Genomic DNA, 6,557 nt, shown 5'->3' with positions numbered 1-6,557 from the left:
GAGTGGTGTCTATACTCATATCTTACTGAGGAGCTCCTTTTTTATCAAAGTCAATAATTAACTCTCTACAGGAATGCTAACCTGCCCCGTTAGTTGAACAAGAAATAAAAACGCCACCGGTTAAGGTGACGCAATGGTTATCGTTTAATCTTCCGAGGCTTATTCAGTTTGCCAGTAATCTGATTCATCGCGGAATACTTTTCGTGCTGATTAATTAACGATTCCTTCGATAAGTGCGTATAACGCAATACAACTCGCAAGTCCGCATGTCCCAACAATAACTGTAAGTGCCGTATATCTCCGCCTGACTCCAGGAACATAGTCGCTGATGTATGACGGAATAAATGCGGATGAACATTCTTAGTAATTTTGGCTTTCTTTGCGTAACCATTTAATCTTTTGCGGAAATGATCCCGCGTTAATGGTTCACCGTAATTTGAAAGAAAAATATAATCGCTGTCAAAGTCCGCCCTATTCTCCGAAATAAATTCCTTCAATAAGCGGGCCGTCACTGATTGAATCGGAATAGTTCTCGCCTTTCTACTCTTCGCAATACTGGCCGGTATTGTGACCGTTCTGGTAGCGAAATCAATATCTGAATATTTAAGGCCCAACGTTTCACTAATTCGAGTCATTCCGTCAATAAGGAAGTGCATCAATACATAATCGCGAAACTCTGCATAATGACGCTGATTAGGCACGTTGAGCAGCCGTTTTAATTCATCTGCATTTAGAATAACGATTTCTTCTTCGGGCTCGCTAACGTTCTTGACACCTTCCATCGGATTGCTGTCGATTAGTCCTTCGTCTAGCAAACACTTAAACATGACACGCAAAGTCTTGAGACGCGTATTGATCGTAGATGGCGACAGTCCTACCGTCATCGATTCCTCAGGCTTAAACTTATGATCCTCGAATTTAACCCATTTCTCACGCATATAAACGATGTAGTCACGTATGGTATCCTTCGATATCTCCTTAAATGATCGCTTGATATCGTGCCGATTAAGATACTCGATAAAATATCCGTAATTATCTTCGTATTGATTCAGAGTTCCCTCCGCACGTCCCTCCGCCTTTTTAATCGCCTTGAATGATTGGAATAAAGAATCGAGGTTATGCGCTGTTTTCCGTGTTGTCCTAGCGGTTTTAACACGTTTGCCTGTCCGTTTATCTGCCAAAATAAAAACGCCTCCTGTTCGGTTAAGTCAACGGAACAAAAGACGCATAAACCCAGTGCTACCCTGTCGAAAATAGGAGCGCTACCCTGCGATTAAGTCAACGCATAAGTCATCGTAAATAAAAAACGGTAGAACACCGTTATATCAACGTTTCTACCGTCCGAATGACCTGTGAGGGGTTCGAACCCCCGACCTCAACCCTGTCAAGGTTGCGCTCTCCCAGCTGAGCTAACAGATCTCTTATTAAGCTACAAATCTAATTATAATAAAAAAGCTAAAAATGTCAATAACTTTAATACTTTTTCCTCTAAAAAGATTTTTCGATAAATAGAACACTAGTTCTTATTTTTGTTGAATAAAGAACTTACGTTCGGTTATAATAATATTATCAAGAAGGAGAGGTGAGATTTAAATGGATGGGCTTTTTATCCGTTCAATCGAGGAAAATATTCCATTAGAAATGATTTATTTAGCCAACAACCAAGAACTTTCACAACGGAAATTGATTGTGAAGGAAGTTCACGACGAATACATTCGTGCGTATTGTTTGCTGCGCAAACAAATGCGCACCTTTAAACGGGAAAATATATTATCGATTATGCCTGAATCTCGCACCAAACAACGCTACCTTCACTAATCCTTCTTACCTACATTCACATATCATTCTTCCCTACTATCATTAAAAGCATTTCCACTTTAGTTTTGTTATAATGCAGAGGTAAAGATCGAATTATTGGGGGAATAATTGCATGAAATTTCCAAAAGGCACAATGAAAGAACTTACCTTTCACAGCAGGGAGCTTGGAGAAGATTTACAGCTTCTCGTTTATCTGCCTGCAAATTTCTCACCGTTATATAAGTATTCGCTGCTAATCGCCCAGGATGGCAGGGATTATTTTCAACTTGGCAGAATTGGCCGATTAACAGACGAGTATCTTTTTGAAAAGGAAATTGAAAATTTAATTATTGTTGGGGTACCCTATAAGAATGTAGAAGAACGCCGCAGAAAATACCATCCTGAAGGCGAACAGAATCAGCAATACATTCGCTTTCTTGCCCATGAATTAGTTCCGTATTTAGATCAAGAGCTTCCAACTTATCAAATGGGCTTGACCAGAGCGCTTATAGGAGATTCTCTGGGCGCAACTGTTTCGTTAATGGCTGCCCTTCAATATCCTCATACATTTGGAAAAGTCCTTCTACAATCTCCATATGTGGATGAAAATGTATTGAATTCGGTCCAGAACTTCACGGATGGACAGCTTTTACAACTCTATCACGTGATAGGTGAACAAGAAACTGAAGTTCAGACAACAAATGGCAAAAATGAAGATTTCCTGACCCCTAACCGGAAGCTTTCAAAAATAATTTCAGAAAAACCCATTACATATTTTTATGAAGAATTTAACGGAAATCATACTTGGACCTACTGGCAGCCAGATTTAAGACGGGCTCTTAAAATGCTATTTTAATCTTATTAGAATATACATCAAGATAAGTCGTTTAATATTTTTTGAAAATTTGCTATAATATCAGGAAGGTTAATTTTTTGTTTTTTTTTAAAAAAGGTCAGTTCATCAAAACGGAGGTATACGTATGAAATTTGGAGTTGTTATTTTTCCATCAAAAAAACTACAGGATTTAGCTAATTCCTATCGAAAACGTTATGACCCGCATTATGCTTTAATTACACCTCACCTAACATTGAAAACTGGATTTGAAGCGTCTGAAGAAGAAGCTAAGGAATACGCTGAAAAGTTACGGAGAGTAGCTGCTAGCCATAAAGCATTCACATTAAAGACTTCAAAAATCAGCTCTTTTCAGCCTGTAAATAATGTTATATATTTCAAGGTGGACAAGACCGATGAACTATCTGCCTTGCATAATGAAGTCAATCAAGAATTTACGGAGCAAAACTTAGAATATGTATTTGTTCCTCATATCACAATTGGTCAAAATCTTTCTAATGATGAGCATTCTGATGTATTTGGATCACTGCGCATGACTAAGATTAATCATGAAGAAACGGTTGACCGCTTCCATCTACTTTATCAATTAGAAAATGGTTCCTGGACCGTTTATGAAACATTTCGTCTTGGAAAGGAATAGTTTAAGTGACAGTCAAGATTGTAGAAAATCAAAAAGAACTTGAAGATGCCTATTCAGTTAGGAAAATCGTTTTCGTTGACGAACAAAATGTCCCTCTCGAAGAGGAAATCGACGCCTACGAGGACGAGGCAGAACACTTTGTCATGTACGATGAAGGTTCTCCAATTGCTGCTGGTCGATTTCGTTTTGTTGATGGCTATGGAAAAGTTGAGCGAATCTGTGTATTGAAAAACGCAAGGAAAATTGGTGCAGGAAAAGTGATTATGAATGCAATCGAGAACTATGCGCTTCAAAAAGATATTCATAAATTAAAGCTTAATGCTCAAACACAGGCGATTCCCTTTTATGCAGGACTTGGTTATGAGATTGTCTCAGAGGAATTTATGGATGCTGGAATTCCTCATAAAACGATGGTAAAAGAAATATAAACTAGGGAAGCACTTGGCGCTTTATGCGGTAAGTGCTTTTTTGGTAATTCCACCAATATCGATGACCCCCTTTTAGTTAACCTCAGGTTTTGATATGATAGAATATGTCTTGATTTTTGGATATAGAGGGTAAAAAATTATGAAAACAGCAATTTATCAAAATCAGAATATTGTCCTTGAACAATTAAGCAGGGATCAATATCAAAAAATATTTCTCGCCGGAAAAAATGGTCAACTGAGCTGCCCTGTATGCAAAGGGAACGTTCGATTGTTTTTAGGAATTCAGATGGACCCCCATTTTTTCCATACACATTCACCTGAAATACATTGCCCAGAACCCACTGTAATAATGGAAAAAGTAGATTCACAACAATCTTCCGAAGTGAACGGATTTAACATCCCAAAGGGTAGAACCATTACACAGACCCCGCAAAGCGTGGATCTTTTCAAAAAGTCCATAAATATTGAATATACAGTTGCGTTTAAACAGACAAGAAGTGACAAACATGAGGAGCACTCACCTTATTTACAGCAACTTGCAGACAGTGGAGTTGTTCTTGATGGAAGTCAGGCTGCTGCTGTCATGGAGACTGAAGGCTCCTTATTAGTCCTTGCTGGTGCAGGGAGTGGCAAAACTCGGGTCTTAACAGCACGAACAGCGTTTATGCTAGATGACAAACACATCGACCCAAGGACAATCATGCTCGTTACATTCACGTCAAAAGCTGCTGCTGAAATGAAGAACCGTCTGCTTTCCTATCCGCAAATGAAACGAGATAAAATCAATCACCTTGTTACCGGAACCTTTCATAGTATTTTTTATCGCATTCTGATGTTCCATGATTCAATTAATTGGTCTTCAAATATGCTCCTAAAAAAAGAATGGCAGCGAGACAAAATCCTGAAGGAAGCTGGCAAAGAACTCGACTTGTCCGAAAAAGAATTTGCCTATGATTTAGCCCTTCAGCAAATCGGGTTATGGAAAAACTCTCTGCTGATGCCAGATGAAGTAAAGCCCACCACCGAATGGGAAGAAAAAGCAGTCTTTTTATATAAAAGATATGAAGACTATAAGAAAAAAGAAGGTCTGTTTGATTTTGACGATATGCTAATTGGCTGCTATCAACTGTTTGCCACCACCCCTTCCCTGCTTGAACAATATCAAAATCGGTTTCATTATTTTTTAATTGACGAGTTTCAGGATATTAATAAGGTCCAGTATGAGCTGATCAAACTTTTATCCAGAAAACACAAAAATGTTTGTGCCGTTGGCGACGATGATCAAGCGATCTATTCGTTTCGGGGTAGTGACCCAAGCTATTTGCTAGAATTTGAAAAAGATTTTCCATATGCCAAAATGGTCACACTTGATCAAAATTATCGATCATCTCATGAAATTGTTTCGGCTGCTAATCAAATGATTGCAGCTAATAAAGTAAGAAGAACAAAGAAAATGATAGCGCAGTTTTCATCAGAAAAACTCCCACAGTTATTTTTTCCCTATGATGAAGAGGAAGAAGCAACAATGATTGTTACCGATATACAGGAGAGGATTTCACTTGGTGCAAATCCTTCAGACTTTGCCATTCTTTATCGGACCAATGCAGGTTCTCGCGCGGTGTTTGAAAGACTGGCTGGCTCCAACCTTCCTTTTAAAATCGATTTGGATGCAGAGGCTTTTTACGAACGCTATATTGTGAGAAGCGCCCTTGCATTTCTAAAGGTGAGTTTAAATGAGGATGACCCGCAAGCAATGTCAGACATTTTACCATTATTATTTTTAAAGCAGGCAGTCCTAAAGGAATTAAAAGCACAAAGTATCCTAAAAGACTGCAGTCTTCTTGAGGCACTCGCACACTTAACGACAGCCCATGCATTTCAGGAAAAGAAATTAAAAAAAGCTGTCACGATTATTCGAGGGTTAAAGCATTCTTCACCTCACTCTGCGATTGAAAAGGTCGAGAAAGATATTGGCTTTCTTGATTTTCTAAAAAAACGCGGAAATGAATCGAATAAACTTGAAAAAGGATCGGACGATCTTAAGGATTTAAAGGTGGCTGCAAAAAGTTTCGACAAAATTCAAGCGTTTCTAGCTCATTCCGAGCATATGTCGGCGATGAATAAAGAAATCAAAAATTTAAGTAAACATTTTCATGAAGCAATCAGCCTAAGTACAATCCACCGCTCAAAAGGCCTTGAATACAAAACCGTTTATATGATCGGCGCAGTCGATGGCAGCCTTCCGCATGATTTTGCCCTGGAAGCCTATCGAAATGGTGACTTTACTGCACTCGAAGAAGAAAGAAGACTATTTTACGTGGCGATGACTCGTGCTAAGGAGCAGCTGTTTATTTCTATTCCGCAAAATAGACGAGGGAAAAAAGCAAATCGCTCAAGGTTCCTAGTTCCTCTTACTAAAAAGAAGAAGACCGATTCCTAAAACTTAGGAAAGTGGTCTTCTTCTTTTACTTTTTATTGATCATATTCGAAATTGTATTAAGGTCAAGCTGCTTTCCATCGTTAACGATTGATTTTACAATTTGATCTTCCATTTCTTTATTTACCGGTTTATTGGCAATTTGAGAAACTCGACGAATCACATTACGGACTGTTTTTTCATCTTTAAAATTCGCATTTTGTAATGAATTGGCTAAATCTAAGATATCTTTCATATTAACGCCCGTTTTCTTTTCAATGTTTTTAAAAAATCCATTATCCATGGTAAAAGATCACGCTCCTTCATAAACTACTTTATTGTATGAAGGAAAGGGAAAATGGTGAATTAAATAGGAAAAGCGTACGCGCCCTTAGGCGCATACGCTAGACAAGTAAAGAAAGG

Annotated in this window: 7 protein-coding genes and 1 tRNA gene; 5 read left to right on the top strand and 3 right to left on the bottom strand. The window is 38.4% G+C overall.

From position 1 onward, the window contains the following. Positions 1-137: 137 nt before the first annotated feature. On the bottom strand, positions 138-1,181 hold the full coding sequence (locus J7E67_RS24190) for a tyrosine-type recombinase/integrase (RefSeq protein WP_251026963.1): 1,044 nt from the start codon (positions 1,179-1,181) through the stop codon (positions 138-140). Between the two features lie 165 nt (positions 1,182-1,346). Next, a tRNA-Val gene (locus tag J7E67_RS24185) sits at positions 1,347-1,419 on the bottom strand. Positions 1,420-1,593: 174 nt separating this feature from the next. Between J7E67_RS24185 and J7E67_RS24180 the strand changes: the two genes are divergently transcribed. The 5 genes from J7E67_RS24180 to J7E67_RS24160 all read left to right on the top strand — a co-directional run bounded on the left by J7E67_RS24180 (position 1,594) and on the right by J7E67_RS24160 (position 6,158). Beyond that, positions 1,594-1,818 (top strand): hypothetical protein, encoded by a 225-nt coding sequence (locus J7E67_RS24180; protein WP_214713155.1) that lies wholly within the window; start codon positions 1,594-1,596, stop codon positions 1,816-1,818. Positions 1,819-1,930: 112 nt separating this feature from the next. Next, positions 1,931-2,653 carry an alpha/beta hydrolase gene (locus J7E67_RS24175; RefSeq protein ID WP_214713156.1) on the top strand — a complete coding sequence of 241 codons (723 nt, stop codon included), beginning with the start codon at positions 1,931-1,933 and terminating at the stop codon, positions 2,651-2,653. Between the two features lie 124 nt (positions 2,654-2,777). Beyond that, the gene (locus tag J7E67_RS24170; RefSeq protein ID WP_214713157.1) at positions 2,778-3,290 is read left to right on the top strand and encodes a YjcG family protein; all 513 of its coding nucleotides are present in this window, start codon (positions 2,778-2,780) and stop codon (positions 3,288-3,290) included. Between the two features lie 5 nt (positions 3,291-3,295). Next, the gene (locus tag J7E67_RS24165) at positions 3,296-3,718 is read left to right on the top strand and encodes a GNAT family N-acetyltransferase (RefSeq protein WP_214713158.1); all 423 of its coding nucleotides are present in this window, start codon (positions 3,296-3,298) and stop codon (positions 3,716-3,718) included. Positions 3,719-3,857: 139 nt separating this feature from the next. After that, entirely contained in the window at positions 3,858-6,158 is a 2,301-nt protein-coding gene (locus J7E67_RS24160; RefSeq protein ID WP_214713159.1) for a UvrD-helicase domain-containing protein, read from the top strand. 25 nt (positions 6,159-6,183) lie between these two features. On the opposite strand, the gene spoVIF is transcribed toward J7E67_RS24160, so the two are convergent. Further along, complete coding sequence (gene spoVIF / locus J7E67_RS24155; protein ID WP_168242522.1) at positions 6,184-6,438, bottom strand: sporulation-specific transcription regulator SpoVIF; 255 nt, start codon at positions 6,436-6,438, stop codon at positions 6,184-6,186. Positions 6,439-6,557: the final 119 nt, after the last annotated feature.

Source organism: Bacillus sp. ISL-46 (assembly GCF_018613205.1).
This window is presented reverse-complemented; position numbering and strand designations above follow the sequence as displayed.